Genomic DNA, 17,170 nt, shown 5'->3' with positions numbered 1-17,170 from the left:
GGAGGGGGCGGACGGGGGGTTGAACTGCGGTTGCCGGGTCGGGGCTTGACAGTGTCGTCGAGGGCAGTATCGGCCTTGGGGCGGTGAAGGTCACGGGTCGGCGCTCCGCGGCGGCGTCGCCCCGCCCCGCGGAATCTGCCGAACAGCCCGCGCGGTCAGGGGACATCGCCGAGGCGCGTGGCGCTGACGGCAACCCCGCCTGCGCCCCCGCCCGCTGGATCGCCGTGCCCGTCGGGGCTACTTCCACGCGACGGCCACGACGGCCGCCGCCGCCGTGAACACCCCCACGGCATAGAAGGCCCACGGCTGCTTGTTGCGCATGCCCGCCAGGGCTGTCACCGCCACCAGGACGTCCAGGGCCAGTTTCACCCCCATTTTCGCGTGGTCCACCGGAAGGTCCAGCGATGTTCGGGTCCAGATGAGTCCCACACCGGTGACGAGTTGGACGACCGCGCTGCTCACCATGTAGCTGCCCGTCACCGGGTCTTTCCCGCGCAGTTGGAAGAAGAGGCCACCCAGGATCGCGGCGAACCCGAAGAGATGGAAGACGAGGAATACGTTCCGGAGGATCTCCATGGCGGTGATCGTTCCATAGGAGTAGAACAAAGGGACGATCTTTGCGAGGAACTCGACCGTGCTCGCACCACTCTCGTGCCTGCCACTGCCACTGCCACTGCCACTGCCACCGCCGTGGCGGCCGATGTGAGGGAGCGCGTTCCACAGAGCCGCTTCTGGTCTGAATCCTTTGGCGGTGCTCGTGCCTCTTTAACGCGTGCGGACAGGAGCGTCGGCACAGGAACCGGAGGTTTGTCGTGATCATTGGTGCCGTCATCGTCACGGCTGTGCTCGTCTGCGCGTGCGGTGTCCTCGTGCGGCGTCGGCGGGGGCGCTCGCGTGGCTGACTTCACATGGCCCGGCGACCAGTTGATCGCCGCGGCGCAGGAGGGCGACGTCGAGGCCACCACCGCTCTGGTGACCGGCTCGCACCCGCATGTGCAGCGGTTCGCCCACGCGTTGTGTGCCACTCCCCAGGACGCCGAGGACGCCGCGCAGGAAGCCCTGATCATCCTGTACCGCAAGATCGGAATGCTGCGAGCCTCCGGTGCGCTCGCGTCGTGGATGTTCCGCATCGTCCGCAACGAGTGCCTGCGGCGGGCGCGGCTGACGCTGCGCAGCCACGGACCGGTCCCGGACGCCGTCGTGCCGTCGTTCGAGGACGACGTGCTGCGACGCCTGGAAGCGGGCCGGGTGGCGACGGCGATCGCCGCCCTGCCCGCCGACCAGCGGCGTGTACTGGTCCTGCGGGACATCCAGGGCTACAGCGGACGCGTGGTCGCCGATGCGCTCGGCCTCAGCACCGCCGCGATGAAATCGAGGCTGCATCGCGCCCGCGCGGCGATTCGCCAGGCGTTGCAGGAAACACCCGCCGCCCTGCCCGGAGTCGGCCATGACTGACCAACGGAGTTTCGCCAGCACGTCGTTGCCCCGGCACCTGGCGCGCGGCGTGCTGGGGTTCGGCGCCCTGGCCGGGTCGGTCCTGCTCATTCCGGCAGTGGGGCTGGTCGGGCTCCTGCTGGCACCCCTGGGGCTGCTCGCGTTGCGCGGATGCCCCCTGTGCTGGGTGATCGGACTGCTGCAGACCGTCTCGAACGGTCGGCTGCGGCGTTCGTGCACGGACGGCAGCTGCCAGCTGTCCGTCGCCCGGCACACCGGGACACAAGGAGGCGCCGTCAGACAGCCCTGAGAGCCTCGGGCGGCGCGGGTGGCCGCAGTCGTGCTGCCCGCTCCCGCCCGGCCGCCGGTCCCTGCCCATGCGAAAGCCCGCGGTCGGCGGGGCGGGCCGGTCGCGGGCTGGGGTGTCGCGGGGGAGGGGGTTTGCTGTCAGGCGGTGTGGCCGAGGGCGAGGGTGGCCACGACGGGGGCGAGGTAGAGGACGGGGAAGGCGACGGTCTTGTAGGAGCGGGCGCGGAGCACGGTGATGACGGCGCCGGCGAAGTACAGGATGAGGCCGATGGCGGCGGCTATGCCGATGGCGGGTACTGCGAGGCCGGTGAGGAGGCCGAGTGCTCCGGCGGTCTTGGCCAGGCCGAGGGGGGTCCACCAGGACTGGGGTACGCCGTACTGGGTGAGGGGTTCGGCGACGAAGGCGGCCTTGCGCAGCAGGGAGAAGCCGGAGAAGCCGACCCAGGCGGCGGTGAGCACGGTGACGATGGTGGCGGTGGTGGACATGGGGACTCCTTGGGGACTGCTGAGCGGATCAGGTGCTGGGGACGGCGGCGACTGCTTGCCGGCCTCGCCGGCGTCGCCGTCATGGGTCTGACGCACCGGCGCCGGAAAATGTGACAGGCCCCAGAACCGCCACGTCCGCGGACCTGAACAGACGCTCGCCGCCACCTGTCTCAAGCAGTGACGCTTCTTCGGGGTGGGTACCGCGTCCGGCCTCTGCGACGGGGCGGGTGCTCAGGCCACCGGGCGGATCCGGCCACCGGCCGTCCGTCGCAGCGCGGCTTGCAGCCGGTCGCGGGCCTCGGTCTGGGCGGCGATCCGTTCCTCGAGGACCGCCAGCCGGTCCAGCGCGACCCGCAGGCCCTTGTCCGAGGGCGGCGCGGCGGCCACGTCGCCGTCCAGGCACGGCAGGAACACCCGCACGTCGTCCAGGGTGAGCCCGGCGGCCAGCAGGTAGCGGATGTTGCGGACCCGCACCACCGCCCGCTCGTCGTAGACGCGGTAGCCGTTGGCGGCGCGCTGCGAGGAGATCAGCCCGGCCTGCTCGTAGTGCCGCAGCGCACGGGCGGTCGTCCCGGTCGCCCCGGCCAGCTCACCGATCCGCACCCGCCCCACCTCCGGCGCCACTTGTATCACGCCACGACCGCTCCGCCGTCGACGGGGAGCACCACTCCGGTGACGAACGACGCGGCCGGTGCGGCAAGCTGCGTGACCGCCCACGCCACCTCCTCGGGGCGACCGATCCGGGCCAGCGGGGTGTGGGCCAGCTGCCACTCCCGCACCGCTGCCCTCCGCTCCGGCGTCAGGCCCTGGTGCTCGCCGATGGGGGTGTCGATCGCGCCGGGGGCGACCGCCACCACCCGGATCCCGCGGGGCGCCAGCTCGACCGCCCAGCTGCGGGTCAGCAGCTCCAGGGCGGTCTTGGTGGCCGCGTAGACCGAACTGCCGGGCCAGGCCCGCTGCCCCACCGACGTACTGACGTTGACGATCACCCCGCCCGACTTCTCCAGCAGCGGCAGCGCGGCCTGGGCCAGCAGGATGGGGGCGACGAGGTTGGTGGCGAGCTGACTTGTGATCGTCTCCGGCGTCATCGTGCCGAGGGCCCCGCTGCGCACGATGCCCGCGTTGTTGACCAGTACGTCCAGTCGGCCGTGTGTCTCCTGCACGGCCCGGATGATCCGGTCCGGCTCGCCATCGGCGGTGATGTCGGCGGCCAGCGGCGTGATCCGGTCGTGCCCGGCCGCAGTCTCCTCAAGGGGCCCGGTCCGCCGCCCGATCGCGACCACGCGGGCGCCCTCGGCGGCGAAGGCGCGTGCGGTGGCCCGGCCGATCCCGGTGCCGGCTCCGGTGACGGCGACGATCCTGCTGCTCTGCGGTGCGGTGCTGTTCATGCCGGTCATCGTGCAACCCTGCCGCCAACGTCAAGGTCAACATCCGCCTGCGGGCGGCGACCCCGTGGGAGAGCACCTGGGGCTCTCCCACGGGGAAACGCGGAGGCGGTCGTGATGGTGCGTCAGTAGCCGAGGGTGAATCGGCGCTGGACGAAGCGGGGCACTTCGACCTCGTCGATCAGGGCGACGGCGGCGTCCTCCGCGGAGATGCGGCTGCGGCCTTCGGCGTCCCGCACCACCTGATCGCCACCGAGCCGGAAGCGGCCGGTGCGCTCGCCGGGGGCGATCTCCTCGGCGGGGCTGAGGTAGGTCCAGAGCCGGTTCGACGTACGGAGGACGTTCAGGCCGTCCCGGGCGCCGCGCGCCGCGGCCGCGTACTCACGGGGCAGCCCGAGCCGGTCGAGGGTCTCGTGAATCCGCTCGACGTCGTCGGCGAGAACGACACCGGGCGCCGTCTCCAGGCTGCCCGCCCCGCCGATCACGATGAGCCGGGTCCGCGGGTGGCTCTCCAGGGCCTTGACCAGCGCCCGGGCCGCGGTGGCGTGGACCGTGGGGTCGGCGATGGAGCGCCGCACGGTGTCCGCGAGGTCCTTGGCCGCGTTGCCCGGCTGGAACCCGCTGATCAGCACGTCCAGGCCGGGCAGGATCGCGGAGATGCTCGCGGGGTCGAGGACGTCCACGCTCTTCCAGGTGACGTTCGCGCGGCTCTCGTCGATCTGCGAGGCGTCGCGGCTGAGCGCTGTGACGCGGTGCCCGCGGCCGAGCGCCTCGGTGACGACCCGGCTGCCGATGGTGCCGGTGGCACCGATCACTCCGATGTGCATGGTTCTCCCCTTGTTCATGCCCAGACACGGTGGCTGCCGCCATCCGGCTGGACGCCATGAGGAAACTATACGCCGTGAAGTTTTCGTACGGCAATCAGTGTCGCGACGCTGTAGAGTGGCCGCATGGCGGGTACAGGGACCACGGGGCGGCGGGCGCGACTGCGGGCCGAGACGACGGCCGAAATCAAGAGCGTGGCCCTGGAGTTGATGGCCTCGGGCGGCCCCGGCGCGATCACGCTGCGCGCCATCGCCCGTGAGATGGGCATGACCCCCAACGCCATCTACGGCTACTTCGCCACCCGCGACGACCTGGTCACCACGCTCATCGACGACGTGTACACCTCGCTCGCCGACACGGTCGACGCCGCGGTGGACACCGCTTCCGCCGCGTCCCCGGCCGACCGGATCCAGGCCTGGGCGCGGGCCTTCCGCGGCTGGGCGCTTGCCAACCCCGAAGGCTTCCGCCTCATCTACGGCGATCCGGTGCCCGGCTACGTCGCTCCCGAGGGCGGTGCCGCCCCGGACGCCGCGCAGCGGGTCTGCACGGCCCTGACCGGCCTCGCCGCCACCGCCTGGCCGCATGCCGCACACCTCTACGCGGACAGCGACTTCCAGTGGTCCGACTTCGACCCCGGCCTCCTCGACAAGGTCCGCCCCGCCTTCCCCGACCTCCCCCCGGCCGGAGTGGCCCTCGCGCTGCGCATGTGGGGCCATCTGCACGGCCTGGTCACGCTGGAGATCTACGGCCATCTGCGCACCCAGACCACGAACCCGGAGAAGCTGTTCCAGGAGGAGCTGACGCAACTCGTCCGGTCCTTGGGCATCGGGCCGAAGGGCTGAGGGCCTCCGCTCGGCACGCCCGGGGCGGCCGTCTGCGGCCGAGGCCCGGCCGCAGGCGTCACGCCTCGCGCGGGACGGCCTCGCCCACCTCGTGGAGGTGGATCAGGACGTCGTAGGCGCGGCCGAGCGCCAGGTCGTGGTGGAGGCGGTCCTTGCTGAACTCCGTGCCGATGAAGCGGGTGGGGCGGGCGGTGTCCAGCCAGTCGCGGGCGGCGGGCGGGGCCGCGCGCAGGTCGGCGTAGAAGTCGCGGTGGCGGACCCGGTCGAGGGTGTGCTCGTTGGTGCCGGGGACGGCGGCGCCGACGGTGAACTTCTTCCAGTCGCCGCCGATGGCGGTGTCCTTGGAGAGGAAGGAGCCCCGGTCGAAGGTCATCCCGACGGGCAGGTAGTTCCGGCCCAGCGCGTCACGCAGGAAGGACCCCTGGGTCTTGGGGTACAGCGCCGCTTCGGAGGCGATGAGACCGAGGTGGTCGTCGTGCGCGGAGACCAGCACCTTGTGGCCGGTGCGCTGCTGCCACCACAGGACGTTCCGGGCCATGACCCGGTCGCGGAAGCGCTGGAAGCCGGGCAGGGTGGCGGGGTCACTGGGGTCCGCGGTCAGGAACTCGGCGGTGTCCGCGATGGAGCGGGCGTTCTGCACGGCCCACGCGTGGGCGTCCCGGTCCCGGCCGCCCGCCGCGCTGATCAGATCGAGGGCGCGCTGTGCCCGGCCGGCGAGGCGCCGGCGCTCGGCGAGCGGCTTCTTCCAGTACGCGAAGACGTCGTCGAGGGGGCGCAGCCCGGTGTAGAGCGCGTCGACGCGGGGTGCCAGCGCGGGGTGGCGCCGGTGGACGTAGCCGGTGATCCGCTCGAAGAACGCGTCGGTGACGGCGGGGGCGCCGATGTCGTTGCCGACGAAGTGGACGGTGCGGGCGGGGTTGCGGCGGTTGTGGTCGCGCATCCACGCGATGAGGTGGACGAACTCCTCGCGGTCCCAGGGGGAGCCCGGGAAGGTTTCCTCGGCGATCTGCCGGGCGTCGCCCCGGCCCGTCTGGAGGAAGTCGTTGATCCGCAGCCCGGCGGGCCAGCTGAACTCCAGGGAGAAGGCGCGGAATCCCTTCTCCCGGACGAGATGGCGGAAGACCCGCTCCTTCATGGTGAAGAACTCGTGGGAGCCGTGGGTGGCCTCGCCCAGGCCGACGACCCGGGCACCGCCGATCATCGCGCCGAGCGCCCGCAGATCGGTGCTGCCCCCACCGGGCTCGGTGGAGCGCAGCGGGTGGGCGATCCGCTCCAGCGCGCGGACCACGGGGTCCTGGACCCGAGCGGCGGCCCGCGCCGTCCCGTCCGCGGCCGGGGCCGCCCGCGCCACCTCGGGGGTGAGGGCCGCTCCCAGGGCGATCCCCGTGGTGGCGAGCAGTGCCCTGCGGCCGATGTGCCGGTGGTGATGCCTGGTCATGCCGGTGAGCTCCTCGCGTTCGTGGCCGACGCCTGAAGAGATCCTCACCTGCGACGAGCCGGTGGCACACGGGTGCTGCCCCCTTGGTCCTTCGGGGGGTTGTCCCCCGGGAAGGGCTGGTCGGACGGCTCCGAGGCACGGGCCGTCGCGGGCGAACGAGAAGCTGACCAGGGACGTCGCTCCGGCGCACTAAACAGTGATCCACATATACTTCTGCGGCTCGGCGGCCTCTGAGCTGTCGGCGGAGAAGAACACGGGGGCGTGATGGAGCTGCGGGACATCGAGATATTTCTGGTCGTGGCAGAGGAGTTGCACTTCGGGCGGAGCGCCGAGCGGCTCCTGGTCTCTCAGGCGCGGGTCAGCCAGGCCATCAGGAAACAGGAACGGCGCATCGGCGCCCCGCTGTTCGAGCGCACCAGCCGCACGGTCCGCCTGACGAACGTCGGACGCCAGCTGCGCGACGACCTCCAGCCGGTCTACGCGGGCCTGCACGAGTCCCTGGAACGCGCCCGGATGACCGCCAGCGGCGTCACCGGCAGGCTCCGCGTCGGCATGATGCCGTTCAACATCGTCGACATGCACCGCTACTGGAGGGCCTTCCGCGCGCGGTTCCCGCAGTGGGAACTGGAGATCCGCCAGCTCGCGTGCGTCGAGCCGTTCGGCAGGCTCCGTGACAACGACATGGACGTGCTCGTCACCTGGCTGCCCGTGGAGGAACCGGACCTCACCGTCGGCCCGGTCCTGTGCACGGACCCCCGCGTCCTCGCCGTGGCCGCCGACCACGAGCTCGCCGGGCGGACGTCGGTGCACCTGGAGATGTTCGCCGACTTCCGGCACGCCGTCGCCCCGGACATGCCGGAGTACTGGGAGGACACGTACCTGCCCTTCCGTACGCCCCAGGGCCGGTCGATCGAGCGCGGGCGCCCCGTGACCAACGCGGAGGAACTGATCAACCAGGTCGGCATGGGCGAGATCGTCCATAGTTTCCCCAGCCACGTCACCCGGCACTGGGGCATGCCGCACGTCCGCTGGCTTCCCGTCACGGACCTGGCGCCCCTGTCCTACGCCCTGGTCTGGCGGACCGAGGCGGAGAGCGAGCTGACCGCCGCTCTCGCCGACACGGTCCGTGAGGTCGGCGCCCTGCGGTTCTGACGCGCCGCCGCGTCCGGCACTCCGATAACCCTCGGGTTATTGATCGACGTACGAATTCCGCGTTGATCCGGACGCGGCTCCCGCGGGAGGCTTGAGGCACCCGGGCAGGCCGCTCGTCGCCCCGCCCGGTCCCCCTTCCCATGGTGCCCCGCTCCGTCGGGCGCGGCTTCGCGCTGCCCCGTTCCCGGCGGAACCGGTCACGCAGCCACTGCCTGACACGGGCTCACCGGGCCACCGAACGAGGAGTCACACGACATGACAGAGACGCTCGACATGACCGTGACGTACGCGATGCACAGCGCCTTGCGCAGGGAACTGCGCCTACTCGCCGGGGCCACGGTCCGCGCGGGTCCCGATCCCCGGGAGGTCCTGCGTACCGCGGGCTGGGAGCTGTTCCGGGCGGCCCTGCACGCCCATCACTCCGCCGAGGACGACGCGCTGTGGCCCTCCCTGCGCCGGGCCCTGCACGGACACCCCTTCTCCCTGGTGCGTCTTGAGGCGATCGAGGCCGAGCACGCCGCGCTCGCCCGCCTGCTCGAGGCGATCGACAAGGCGCTGACCGACCCGGATGCCGGTCCCGACCTGTTCGGTGAGCTCACCGGCTCCCTGGCCGCCGGTCTGCGCGGACATCTGCGCCATGAGGAGGAGGCCGTTTTCCCGCTGGCCCAGGCCGCTTTGGACCAGGAGCAGTGGGAGTGGTTCGGGCGCGTCCACGCCCAGCGGATCGGGGCCGACGGGGCCCGAATCCTGCCCTGGCTCCTGGACGGCGCCGCAGAGGGGACAGCGACGGCCGTTCTGGAGCAACTCCTGCCCGAGTCCGCGCACCGCACGTACGCAGACCGGTGGCAGCCCGCCTATGCGGAGTTCGACCGCTGGGGCACCCGGGTCGATCTGACCGTCACCCGGTTCTGAACCCAGCACGTCACCACACCAACGAACGGGACACGACGTCTCGTTCCTCACGATAGGAATGTCATGAAGGTTCTGCTCACCGGTGCCACCGGCTACATCGGTTCCGCTGTCACCGAGCACCTCGTCGCCGCCGGTCACCAGGTCGTCGCGGTCACCCGGAGCGCCGAGCCGCAGCCAGCCAGAGCGTGGCACGCCCAACTGGTCGGCGACACCGCGGACCCGGCCTCGCTCGCCGGTGCGGTGACGCCCGACATCGAGGCCGTGATCCACCTGGCGCCCCCGAGCGGCGACGCGGACGTCGACTCCGCCGTCATCGAGGCTCTGGCCGCTCCGCTCCGCGGTACCGGCCGCCCCCTCGTCTACACCAGTGGCGTGTGGGTCCTCGGTGCCACCGGCGACGCCCAGGAGGTCGGGGAGGAGGCCCCGACCAACCCGGTCGGCCTCGTCGGCTACCGCCCGCAGATCGAGCAGCGGGTGCTGGCCGAGGCCGCCGAGGGCGTGCGCGCGGTCGTCGTCCGGCCCGCCATCGTGTACGGCCGCGGCGGCGGCATCCCCGCGCTCCTGGTCGACCGGGCCCGCAAGGAGGGGGTGCCCGAGTACTACGGCGAGGAGGGCGTGCGCTGGCCGACCGTCCACGTGGACGACCTGGCCGAGCTGTTCGTGGCCGCGGCCGAGCGGGCCGAGGCCGGCACCTTGTGGCACGGCGTCGGCGAGTCGGCCGTCGCGGTCCGTGACGTCGCCCAGGCCGCCGGGCACGCGGCCGGAGTGCACGGCGCCCCGCGCGTGCTGCCGGTGGAGCAGGCCGCCGAGTTCTTCGGCGCGCTCTTCGCGGACGCCCTCGCCCTCGACCAGAGCGTCAGCGGCGCCGCCGCCCGCACCGCCCTCGACTGGAAGCCGTCCAGGCCGGGCATGGTGGCCGAGCTGACGTCGGGCTCCTACCGGTCGGCCTAGGCGTTCGGCGCCCCCGGGCCGCCGACCGGCCCGGGGGCCGCCCTCGCGGAGTGTCCCGCGTACGCGAAGTACCCGAAAGGGAAACCCTCATGACGACTCAGCAGATGACCGACGCCGAACTCGCCGGACAGCCCGCCGCCTACTGGACCGGTGTCGCCTACGAGGCGCTGATCGCGTTCACCCGGGCCCGGCAGCTCGAGAAGGGCTACACCCAGCCGCAGTTCTGGCTGCTGCGCAACCTGTCGGTGAACGACATCTCGCCCGACGGCCGGGGGATGACCTTGCCCGAACTGCGGGAGGCGATGAGCCTCTACGTCCGGCCCGAGGACGACCTGGCGGAAGCGTCCGCGGCGCTCGTCGAGCGCGGCTGGCTGAGGCGGGACGACGAGGACCGGCTGTGGCTCACCGAAGAGGGTGAGCGGGCCCGGATCGACCTGGCACAGAACGCTCCGGCGATCCGCGCCGCTCTCCACGCGGGCATCGACGACGCGGACTACGTCACGACGGTGAAGGTGCTCCGGCAGCTGATCCGCAACGCCGGCGGAACGATGCCTTGACGAGTCGGCAGATCGATGGATCGATAGAGCGACAGGTCGACAGGGCCTGAACGCCCGTGCCCCCGCGCAGTCTCCGTGGGGGCACGGGTCGTGCGCCGCGCGCGTCGGCGCGGGTCCTCAGAGGAGCTTCGGCAGTCCGAGGTTGTTGATCAGGGGGCCCTCGACCGAGATGCCCTCGGTGATCAGCGACTCGGGTGCGGGGAGCAGCGGGGCGGGGTTCGCCGGGGCGTGCCGCGCCGTGGGAGTGGGCTCGACGGCCGCCGCGGCGGCGGTGGACGTGCCGGTCAGGGCCAGGCCTCCGAGGAGGGCTGCGGTCAGGCGTCGGCGCATGGAGTCCCCTTCTGCTGGTCGAGGCCCCTCCCGGGAAGGGGTGGAGCCGCCGACATGGCTGCCCAGGCCGAGGCCCGTGGATGCGCCGTGTCCCTCGTACGAGGGGCGGACCGGGCATCGTCCCGGGCGGAAGAGCGGCGAGGTGGGACCGGCCGACGCGTCGCAGCGCCCTCTCGCGGCGCTCCGCCAGGCGCGACCCCGACTCGCGGCGCGCCATGCGCCGCAGGACGACCGGTGCCACGAGCAGCCCGAGCACGGCCCACGCCCCGAGGGCCCCGGCGGCCTCCCCGTGCCGTCAGGAGCCGCCGACCTCCACCTCGGCCACCGCGCCGTGCAGCAGTGCCGAGCGCAGGCCGAGGCCGAGCACCCAGGCGAGCGTCAGCCAGCCGCCGGGGCGGTCCGGGGCGAGGCCGTCGACGAGGAACATGCCGGGCACCAGCAGGATCGCGAGGTCCGCGACGAGGCCGCCCGGCACAGCGATGACCTTGCCGGTGAGATGGCTCCGTGCCGTTCGGCGTCGCCTTGGCGCGCAGCAGCGTGCCGTCCTCGCGCTCGGCGGTGAGGATCTGGCTCATGCTGACCATGCCCATCGCCGCGTTCATGCCTTGGTGAACGACTGCCGCGGTTCGACGGCACCGCGCTCGGCCCCGGCCCGCAGCGCCGCGCGGGGCGGACTCGTCGAGCGGGACGGGCGGGTGGCGGGGGCGCTCATCGGACCGCGGCCTCCTGTCGGCGCACCAGCGTCATGTACGTGTCCTCAAAGAGCAGTTCGGGGCGGCCCACCAGGCCGACGGCCGCGAGGGCCCCGGCGGTGTCCCAGGGGCGGGGGATGGCCGCGGTGGCGTACGGGGCGTAGTGTGCGCCGAGGTGCGTGAGCAGTTCGCGTACGCGCCACTTGCCGTGATCGCGCCACGACTGCAGGACGACCCCGAGGCGGGCGCCCCGGCGTTCGTCGTCGTGCGCGGGATCCGTGCCGAGCACCCGGACCCGGCCCGCCGAGCGGGCCCGGAAGCCCTCCAGGACCTCGATCGTGGTGGTCTTGCCCGCGCCGTTCGGGCCGAGCAGGGCGAGCACTGCGCCGTACCGGGCGCGGAAGGTCACCTCGCGCGGCACGTCGGTCGTGCCGTAGCGCATGCGGAGTCCGTCGACGTCGAGTGCGATGTCGGCTCGCCGGTTTTCGTCACCAGTCCACCGTGGCGTCGAGGAAGTTCGAAGACATCGAAAGCTACGTTGCGTTTACAAGAGCATCAATCACAAACGCAGTTGCGCGGGCAAGTGGAGGGACATTCAGGGGGGAACCATTGCAACTGGTGTGCGTGTGAATGCAATTCACGCGCCTGACCGTTGCAATGAGCTGACGGTCGACGCATACTGGCCGGGCCGCCCGCGCGGACCGCGGGCCGGTGGCGAGGACCGGCAAGTGGAAGGCGGGCGCGGTGCCTGGAGGCAGGCTGACCCACGAGGACCGACGACAGGTGGCGTCCGGGCTCGCCGACGGGCTCGGCTATGCCGAGATCGCCCGGCGGCTCGGCAGGCCGACGTCGACCGTCAGCAGGGAGGTCGCACGCAACGGCGGGCCCGGCCGCTACCGCGCCGAGCACGCCCAGCACGCCACCGCGCGCCGGGCCCGCAGATCCGCGGCGGGCGGCCCGGAAGCGGCGGCGCCCGACGTCGGACACGGGCGCGACGCCGAGCTCGTGCGCGGCTTCGTGGCCCGGTTCGCGGAGGTGATGGCGCACACCGGAGTGCCGCGGATGGCGGCCCGGGTGCTCGCCGGCCTCGTCACCACCGACTCGGGCACTTTGACCGCCGCCGAGCTCGTGGCCCTGCTGCGGGTGAGCCCCGCCTCGGTGTCCAAGGCCGTCGGCTATCTCGAACGGCTCGATCTGCTGCGGCGCGAGCGCGTGCCCACGGGACGGCGCGAGCGGTACGTCATCGACGACGACATGTGGCTGCGGACCTGGATGGCGAGCGCCCGTGCCCACGCGATGATGGCCGACACCGCCCAGGCGGGGGTGGAGATCTTCGACGCCACGACCCCCGCGGGCGCCCGCCTCGACCACATGCGGCGCTTCTTCACCAGCCTCAGCGACGACATGGCCGGGGGCTCCACGGCGGCCGCGTTCGCCGACGCGCTGACCGTGCTCGCCGCCCTCGCCCACGCCGGAGTGCCGCTGGACGGCGGCCGGTTGGCGGGGGCGCTCGGCTGGTCGCCCGAGCGCGTCACGGCCGCCCTGTACGACGCCGAGCAGCACCCCGACGTCGCCGACCCGCTGGAGCTGCGGCGCACCCCGGACGGCGCGTACGCCGTCGCGGCCCGAACCGGGCGGCTCACCGCGGAGCAGCGCGCGGCGCTCACCCCGGAGCCGTGAGCGGCCGCGCGGCGTACGCGGCCCTCATTGCCCCTCCGACGCGTTGTGCCCGCAGCGCGGCCGGCACAACAGCGTCTCGGCGAGCCGCTCGCGCTGCGGGGAGCGCACCGCGCCCAAGGGGCCGAGGTGACGTGCGGCGAGCGCGTCGATCAGCGCGTCGTCGTGGAACAGCAGCAGCGTCGCCAAGTGGTCGGTGCGGCACAGCAGTTCCTCGTCCGGCAGGACCCGCGCCGGGACAGCTCCAGGGCGCTGCTCGCCCACCGCAGGGAGCGGGCCGCCGCACCGGGCGCGACCGTCGGCCCGGCCACCGAGCGCAGGCCCCGCAGCGCTCCGGCGAGCGCGCGGGTGCGGCCGGGTCCCTCAGGACCGGGCACCACGATCACCCCCGGCCGGGTGCCGAAGCGTGCCAGGAACCCGGGCGGCACGAGCGGCGGCGCCGACTCGGCCTGCGGGGCGTGCCGGACGACGACCACGGCCAGCTCGCGCGGAACCACCCACTGGGCGGTGTGCACGAGTTCGCCGACGGCCTCGGCGGAGACCGGCGGGTCGGCGGTGAGCAGGTCGATGAGGCGGTTGCGGCGGCGCTGCATCTCACCCGCCGCGTACCGGCGCGCCTCCGTGTACCCGGCGGTGGTCGCGGCCGCCATCTCGTCCAGGTGCAGGAAGATCGCCTCACCGAAGGCGGAGAGCATCTGGCGCGGCAGCAGCTCCGCCTCGACCAGGGCGTTGACACGCCGCCAGGTGACCCGGGCGCCCACCCGCAGGGCGGCCTGGAACGCGTCCAGGCTGCGCCCCTCCTCGGCCTCGCCGCGCCCGATGGCCTGGTAGGCGGCGCGCACGGAGGACCAGTCGGCGCCCGCCCGGGCGATGCGGGTGAGGAAGCCCTGCAACGCCATCGTTCGGCGTCTCGGTGTTCGTGGCCCGGCGCGGCGGCACCGTCGTCACCTGCGGGTCGAGCACCGGCTACCGGCACGAGTTCGACAACCGCTACCTGTGGATGCGGCTGCAGCGGATCATCGGCAGCCACGGCGCGAACTTGCACGAACAGGCCGCCGTTCACCGTCTGCTCGACCTCGCGCGCCTGCGCCCCGCGTTGACCCTCACGTACCCGTTGCACGAGACGGCCGAGGCCGCCCGCCTGGTCCAGCGCAATCTGCACCTGGGCAAGGTGGGCGTGCTCGCCCTCGCCCCCCGGCCGGGCCTGGGGGCGAGGAACGGCGCCAGGTAGTCGCGTGCGCGTGGTGCCGCACCGGAACGCACACGGCGTACGCACGTTATCTGGAGGTCGACCATGCGCATCTTCGTCACCGGAGCCACCGGCTACATCGGCGGCTCGCTCGCCGACCGGCTGAGGGGGACGGGCCACGACGTGAGCGGCCTCGCCCGCACCGAGGAGAAGGCGCGGGCGCTGCGGGAGCGCGGCATCACACCGGTCCTCGGCGACCTTGACGACGCGTCGGTCCTCGGCGCGGCCGCGCGCTCCGCCGACGCCGTGGTCAACGCGGCGGACAGCGACCACCGCCCGGCCGTCGAAGCCCTCGTCGCCGCGCTCGAAGGCACGGACAAGCCCCTGTTGCACACCAGTGGTTCCAGCATCGTGGCGGACGACGCGCGCGGCGCGGTGTCGCAGCGGGTCTTCACCGAGACCGACGTCGAGCCGGGCAGCCCGTGGCGGGCCGAGCCGGACAAGGCGCCGCGCGTCGACCTCGACCGGTTCGTCCTCGCCGCGGCCGAGCGCGGCGTGCGGTCCGTGGTGCTGTGCAACTCCCTGATCTACGGCCACGGCTACGGCCTGTCGCGCGACAGCGTGCAGCTGCCCCGCCTCGCCCGCCAGGCCGAGGCCAGCGGTGTGGCCCGGCACGTCGGCCCGGGGCACAACATCTGGTCGAACGTCCACATCGACGACGTCGCCGACCTGTACGAGCTGGCCCTGGCGTCGGCGCCCGCCGGAGCCTTCTACTTCGTGGAGAACGGCGAGGCCCCGTTCGACGAGATGACGCAGGCCATCGCCGACGTCCTGGGCTGCGGCGCCGCGCAGCCCTGGAGCATCGAGGCGGCGATCGAGGAGTGGGGCTACGAACCGGCCGTGTACGCCCTGGGCTCCAACAGCCGGGTCCGGGGCGCACGGGCCCGCGCGGAGCTCGGCTGGACGCCGCGGTACGACTCGGCCGTGGAGTGGATCCGCAAGCGCCTGACGTCGGCGGAGAGCGGCTGAGGCGGCCGGGGCCGCGGGCGCGGCCCGGTGCGAGCCGTGAGCTGAGCCCGGGTCAGGCCGTCCAGCCGCCCCACTCGGGCCCCGTGCGCCGCCACTCCCGCTCCCAGGCGGCGAGGCGGCGCCGGTCGAGGGCGTGGCCCACCGCGTGCCGGGCAAGGAGCGCGACCAGGGCGGTGGCCGCGCCCGCGGCCAGGGCCGCGCTCGCCGTGCGCAGGGCCACGTCCTGTGCGTCCGGCGGGGCCCCGGCCACCCGGCCGCGCCGGTCCAGCCACACGGCCGCGTGCTCGCCGCGCCGGCTGCCCGCGGCCACGCGCGCGTGGCCGGTGCGCTCGGTGCCGTCCGGGGTGGTCCAGCGCGCCGGGACGTCGTACAGGGGCACCGTGCCGACGGCCGGGGCAGGTGGGGGCGCGTCCGAGGTGAGCGTCGCGGTCACGCGGTGGCGGGTGGCCGTGGCGGTCCGGGCGGTCTCCTCGGCCTGCGCGTGCACGGCGAGCCCGGCTGCGGCCCCCGCCGCGGGAACGCCCAGGAACAGGACGAGGCCCACCACGAGCACCGTCCACGCCTCGACCACGTCCGAGCGGCGGCGCAGCGGACCGCGTCGCCAGCGCCAGCACCGAATCCGAGAGCGCATCGCGTCAACCTCCGCACCACGCAAGGGGTGCGCGTCCTCGAGCGTAGCGGTCCCGGCCGCCCCTCGGCAGCGGGCCGGACGGCCCTCCGCGAGGTCCGGCGGGCGAACGGGACGCCGGGCCCCGCGGTCACGTGTCACCCCGGCCGAACGCCTCGTGCGGCCCGGCCCCGCGGACGGGCGGGTCTCGGCCACAGGGCCGTTCGGCCTTCACGTACAGGCCTGTTCGCCACTCGCGCGCGCGTCGTCACGGTGTCAGCGTCATGCGGGAAGGCCCTGAAATCCTCCCGGGCGTCACCCCGAAGCAACTCCCGGGAGACTTCGCCGCGGCCTTCTCCGATGAGTTCGCGACCAGACGAGAGGGGCGATGGCCCGTGGAGCATCCGTTGATCGTGGGCGTCGACGGCTCCGAGTCGAGCCTGCGGGCGCTGGACTGGGCGGTCGACGAGGCCGACCGCCAGGCGGTGCCGCTGCGGATCGTGCACGCGTCGAGCTGGGAGTGGTACGAGGGGCGCGAGCCCTCCTTCGGCATCAACCGCGCCTTGGTGCGGGCACAGGCCGACCGCGTCGTCGCGGACGCGGCCGAGCGCGCCCACTGCCGCAGCTCCTCGGTCAAGGTCACGAGCCAGACGCTCGACGAGGACCCGGCGTCCGCGCTGATACGCGAGAGCCACCGGGCGAGCGGGATCCTCGTCGGCAGCCGGGGCCGCGGCCGGCTCACGGGCCTGCTCCTCGGCTCGGTCGGCCTGGCCGTGGCCGCCCGCGCCGCATGCCCGGTCACCGTGGTGCGCGGCGCGGAGGACAACCGCGACGGGACCCACCGGCGGGTCGTCGTCGGCGTCGACGAAGCAGCCGACGCGCGGCCCGCGCTCGACTACGCCGTCCGCTGCGCGCAGCGGCGCGGCGCCGCCCTCGACGTCGTGCACGCCTGGCGCTGCCCCGCGCACGAGGCCCCGGAGCGGCCGCACCCGGCCGACGCCACCGACACCCACCAGCAGCGTGCCGAGCAGCGGGTCGAGGAGGCCATCGGCGGCCTGGCCCGCACCCACAGCGCCGTTCCCGTGCACCGCAGGGTCGTCGAGGGCAGCCCGCGCGCGGCGCTGCTCGACGCGGCCGAGGGCGCCGATCTGCTCGTCGTCGGCGCCCGCCGCCGCACGGGCCAGGTGGGCATGCAGCTCGGCCTGGTGAACCACGCGGTGCTGCACCACGCGGCGTGCCCGGTGGCGGTGGTGCCGCATGCCTGACCGGGGACCGCACGCCTGAGCGCCGGTGGTGCGGCCCTCTCGGGAGGGGGAGGGCCGCACCACCGCGGGGCTCGAAGGGGCTGCCCCGCC

At 73.6% G+C, this 17,170-nt stretch carries 21 protein-coding genes and 2 pseudogenes; 11 read left to right on the top strand and 12 right to left on the bottom strand.

The annotated features are described in order from the left end of the window. Nucleotides 1-237: 237 nt before the first annotated feature. The gene (locus tag AC5WAM_RS03970) at nucleotides 238-576 is read right to left on the bottom strand and encodes a hypothetical protein (RefSeq protein WP_495521584.1); all 339 of its coding nucleotides are present in this window, start codon (nucleotides 574-576) and stop codon (nucleotides 238-240) included. A gap of 318 nt (nucleotides 577-894) precedes the next feature. On the opposite strand from AC5WAM_RS03970, the gene AC5WAM_RS03965 reads away from it, so the two are divergent. Then, nucleotides 895-1,455: an RNA polymerase sigma factor gene (locus tag AC5WAM_RS03965; RefSeq protein ID WP_495521583.1), complete on the top strand. Its 561-nt coding sequence runs from the start codon at nucleotides 895-897 to the stop codon at nucleotides 1,453-1,455. Beyond that, nucleotides 1,448-1,744 carry a hypothetical protein gene (locus AC5WAM_RS03960; RefSeq protein ID WP_366794849.1) on the top strand — a complete coding sequence of 99 codons (297 nt, stop codon included), beginning with the start codon at nucleotides 1,448-1,450 and terminating at the stop codon, nucleotides 1,742-1,744. The genes AC5WAM_RS03965 and AC5WAM_RS03960 overlap by 8 nt, the downstream gene beginning before the upstream one ends. Before the next feature lie 137 nt (nucleotides 1,745-1,881). On the opposite strand, the gene AC5WAM_RS03955 is transcribed toward AC5WAM_RS03960, so the two are convergent. The 4 genes from AC5WAM_RS03955 to AC5WAM_RS03940 form a co-directional block, all read right to left on the bottom strand. Next, nucleotides 1,882-2,229, bottom strand: coding sequence for a DoxX family protein (locus tag AC5WAM_RS03955; RefSeq protein ID WP_495521582.1), 348 nt, complete (start codon nucleotides 2,227-2,229; stop codon nucleotides 1,882-1,884). 231 nt (nucleotides 2,230-2,460) lie between these two features. Continuing rightward, nucleotides 2,461-2,832, bottom strand: a complete 372-nt coding sequence (locus AC5WAM_RS03950; RefSeq protein WP_366794872.1) for a MerR family transcriptional regulator — start codon at nucleotides 2,830-2,832, stop codon at nucleotides 2,461-2,463. 26 nt (nucleotides 2,833-2,858) lie between these two features. After that, nucleotides 2,859-3,626, bottom strand: a complete 768-nt coding sequence (locus AC5WAM_RS03945; protein WP_495521581.1) for an SDR family NAD(P)-dependent oxidoreductase — start codon at nucleotides 3,624-3,626, stop codon at nucleotides 2,859-2,861. A 113-nt stretch (nucleotides 3,627-3,739) separates the two neighbouring features. Further along, nucleotides 3,740-4,441, bottom strand: coding sequence for an NAD(P)-dependent oxidoreductase (locus AC5WAM_RS03940; RefSeq protein ID WP_495521580.1), 702 nt, complete (start codon nucleotides 4,439-4,441; stop codon nucleotides 3,740-3,742). Between the two features lie 123 nt (nucleotides 4,442-4,564). Between AC5WAM_RS03940 and AC5WAM_RS03935 the strand changes: the two genes are divergently transcribed. Beyond that, nucleotides 4,565-5,281 (top strand): TetR/AcrR family transcriptional regulator, encoded by a 717-nt coding sequence (locus AC5WAM_RS03935; RefSeq protein ID WP_495521579.1) that lies wholly within the window; start codon nucleotides 4,565-4,567, stop codon nucleotides 5,279-5,281. A gap of 58 nt (nucleotides 5,282-5,339) precedes the next feature. On the opposite strand, the gene AC5WAM_RS03930 is transcribed toward AC5WAM_RS03935, so the two are convergent. Continuing rightward, the gene (locus AC5WAM_RS03930; RefSeq protein WP_495521578.1) at nucleotides 5,340-6,719 is read right to left on the bottom strand and encodes an erythromycin esterase family protein; all 1,380 of its coding nucleotides are present in this window, start codon (nucleotides 6,717-6,719) and stop codon (nucleotides 5,340-5,342) included. Nucleotides 6,720-6,983: 264 nt separating this feature from the next. Here AC5WAM_RS03930 and AC5WAM_RS03925 point away from each other — a divergent pair, with 264 nt between their 5' ends. The 4 genes from AC5WAM_RS03925 (at nucleotide 6,984) to AC5WAM_RS03910 (ending at nucleotide 10,291) form a co-directional block, all read left to right on the top strand. Further along, nucleotides 6,984-7,871 (top strand): LysR family transcriptional regulator, encoded by an 888-nt coding sequence (locus AC5WAM_RS03925; RefSeq protein WP_495523496.1) that lies wholly within the window; start codon nucleotides 6,984-6,986, stop codon nucleotides 7,869-7,871. 255 nt (nucleotides 7,872-8,126) lie between these two features. Continuing rightward, entirely contained in the window at nucleotides 8,127-8,783 is a 657-nt protein-coding gene (locus AC5WAM_RS03920; RefSeq protein ID WP_495521577.1) for a hemerythrin domain-containing protein, read from the top strand. 63 nt (nucleotides 8,784-8,846) lie between these two features. Next, entirely contained in the window at nucleotides 8,847-9,734 is an 888-nt protein-coding gene (locus AC5WAM_RS03915) for an NAD-dependent epimerase/dehydratase family protein (RefSeq protein ID WP_495521576.1), read from the top strand. Between the two features lie 89 nt (nucleotides 9,735-9,823). Beyond that, on the top strand, nucleotides 9,824-10,291 hold the full coding sequence (locus AC5WAM_RS03910) for a winged helix DNA-binding protein (protein ID WP_366794858.1): 468 nt from the start codon (nucleotides 9,824-9,826) through the stop codon (nucleotides 10,289-10,291). Nucleotides 10,292-10,408: 117 nt separating this feature from the next. On the opposite strand, the gene AC5WAM_RS03905 is transcribed toward AC5WAM_RS03910, so the two are convergent. The 3 genes and pseudogenes from AC5WAM_RS03905 to AC5WAM_RS03895 form a co-directional block, all read right to left on the bottom strand. Continuing rightward, on the bottom strand, nucleotides 10,409-10,621 hold the full coding sequence (locus tag AC5WAM_RS03905; protein WP_495521575.1) for a hypothetical protein: 213 nt from the start codon (nucleotides 10,619-10,621) through the stop codon (nucleotides 10,409-10,411). A gap of 295 nt (nucleotides 10,622-10,916) precedes the next feature. Next, complete coding sequence (locus AC5WAM_RS03900) at nucleotides 10,917-11,096, bottom strand: hypothetical protein (RefSeq protein ID WP_495521574.1); 180 nt, start codon at nucleotides 11,094-11,096, stop codon at nucleotides 10,917-10,919. Between the two features lie 278 nt (nucleotides 11,097-11,374). Beyond that, a pseudogene (locus AC5WAM_RS03895) lies at nucleotides 11,375-11,755 on the bottom strand (ATP-binding cassette domain-containing protein); the annotation flags it as partial. Nucleotides 11,756-12,057: 302 nt separating this feature from the next. Between AC5WAM_RS03895 and AC5WAM_RS03890 the strand changes: the two are divergent. After that, nucleotides 12,058-12,993 (top strand): GbsR/MarR family transcriptional regulator, encoded by a 936-nt coding sequence (locus tag AC5WAM_RS03890; RefSeq protein ID WP_495521573.1) that lies wholly within the window; start codon nucleotides 12,058-12,060, stop codon nucleotides 12,991-12,993. A 24-nt stretch (nucleotides 12,994-13,017) separates the two neighbouring features. Here AC5WAM_RS03890 and AC5WAM_RS03885 read toward each other — a convergent pair whose 3' ends face one another. Together AC5WAM_RS03885 and AC5WAM_RS03880 are read right to left on the bottom strand one after the other, a co-directional pair. After that, nucleotides 13,018-13,179 (bottom strand): hypothetical protein, encoded by a 162-nt coding sequence (locus AC5WAM_RS03885; RefSeq protein WP_495521572.1) that lies wholly within the window; start codon nucleotides 13,177-13,179, stop codon nucleotides 13,018-13,020. Continuing rightward, nucleotides 13,143-13,889 carry a PucR-like N-terminal domain-containing protein gene (locus AC5WAM_RS03880; RefSeq protein ID WP_495521571.1) on the bottom strand — a complete coding sequence of 249 codons (747 nt, stop codon included), beginning with the start codon at nucleotides 13,887-13,889 and terminating at the stop codon, nucleotides 13,143-13,145. The genes AC5WAM_RS03885 and AC5WAM_RS03880 overlap by 37 nt, the downstream gene beginning before the upstream one ends. Here AC5WAM_RS03880 and AC5WAM_RS03875 point away from each other — a divergent pair. Next, a pseudogene (locus AC5WAM_RS03875) lies at nucleotides 13,889-14,221 on the top strand (zinc-binding dehydrogenase); the annotation flags it as partial. The gene AC5WAM_RS03880 and the pseudogene AC5WAM_RS03875 overlap by 1 nt on opposite strands. 63 nt (nucleotides 14,222-14,284) lie before the next feature. Next, a complete protein-coding gene (locus AC5WAM_RS03870) occupies nucleotides 14,285-15,208 on the top strand; it encodes an NAD-dependent epimerase/dehydratase family protein (protein WP_366794863.1) in 924 nt (307 codons plus the stop codon). 52 nt (nucleotides 15,209-15,260) lie between these two features. Here the strand turns inward: AC5WAM_RS03870 and AC5WAM_RS03865 are convergent, their stop codons facing one another. After that, entirely contained in the window at nucleotides 15,261-15,839 is a 579-nt protein-coding gene (locus tag AC5WAM_RS03865) for an Rv1733c family protein (protein WP_366794864.1), read from the bottom strand. A 371-nt stretch (nucleotides 15,840-16,210) separates the two neighbouring features. Between AC5WAM_RS03865 and AC5WAM_RS03860 the strand changes: the two genes are divergently transcribed. Then, a complete protein-coding gene (locus tag AC5WAM_RS03860; protein WP_495521570.1) occupies nucleotides 16,211-17,080 on the top strand; it encodes a universal stress protein in 870 nt (289 codons plus the stop codon). Nucleotides 17,081-17,170 lie beyond the last annotated feature (90 nt).

This window comes from Streptomyces sp. JLYT201 (assembly GCF_059448825.1).
This window is presented reverse-complemented; position numbering and strand designations above follow the sequence as displayed.